This window comes from Pseudomonas gessardii (assembly GCF_001983165.1).
GTDB classification, from domain to species: domain Bacteria; phylum Pseudomonadota; class Gammaproteobacteria; order Pseudomonadales; family Pseudomonadaceae; genus Aquipseudomonas; species Aquipseudomonas gessardii.
Genome location: NZ_MNPU01000142.1, coordinates 1 through 729, shown reverse-complemented (window position 1 = coordinate 729; position 729 = coordinate 1). Strand labels below are relative to the sequence as shown.

The following is a 729-nucleotide window of genomic DNA, read 5'->3' as shown; positions in this document are numbered from 1 at the left end:
TCCCCTTGCCGTTTCGTTTCTTCAAATCATCATTGAGAGACTTAATTTTTTGTGCATTTTCGCGTGTTTCTTTTAAAAGTGGTAGTAACTCCCCACCACCAGAATCGGCGTTAAAATATGAGGCAACCTTGTTGCAGAATTTCAAAGATTTATCATAAAAATCCGGAAATGAATTTTTTAATTGTCTTTGCAAATTCTTGAAAATAGCGTCAATGCTTTCCGCTACCTCTTCCAGAAGCTCCTGATTAGCGTGTAAGGCACGATCTAGGTGGGTTTGACGGTCTACCAGCTCCGCCTGCAGGCGTTCGATCTCGGCCTGTTTAGCAGCTACATAATCGTCTTTTTCAAGGTGTTTGACTTTACTCATTTCAGCAGAAACACCACGGATAAAACCCAAATCAGCAAAGCGATTTGCTGCAACATCTTGCAGCTTCGACCATATCGAATCACTTTTTCGACCCATCAGCTCACGCAATGGTGCTTTATTCGTCTTAAAATCGAAGTTATAGAATATTAGATGGGCGTGATAGTTCATCACGTATTTCCCTGTTTTTGGGTCTTTATGGCCTTCGTCCATGTGCATTTCCCAGCCCATAGGTTCAAGACCAGTTTCGTTTTTCATGTCTTGCATTAAATCGTTAATATGTTGAGAAAAATTCGCCTTCCAGTTGGGTTTTTTCATCAATTCTTCGACTTGATTTTGTGAAAAAATCAAAACACTATCCATAT

The 729-nt window shown here is 40.1% G+C and carries 1 protein-coding gene; it reads right to left on the bottom strand.

What is annotated here, in order from left to right; genetic code table 11:
* Positions 1-682 (bottom strand): hypothetical protein (locus tag BLL38_RS30015; protein ID WP_211278361.1); only part of this gene is annotated, 682 nt, incomplete at its 3' end.
* Between the last annotated feature and the right edge of the window lie 47 nt (positions 683-729).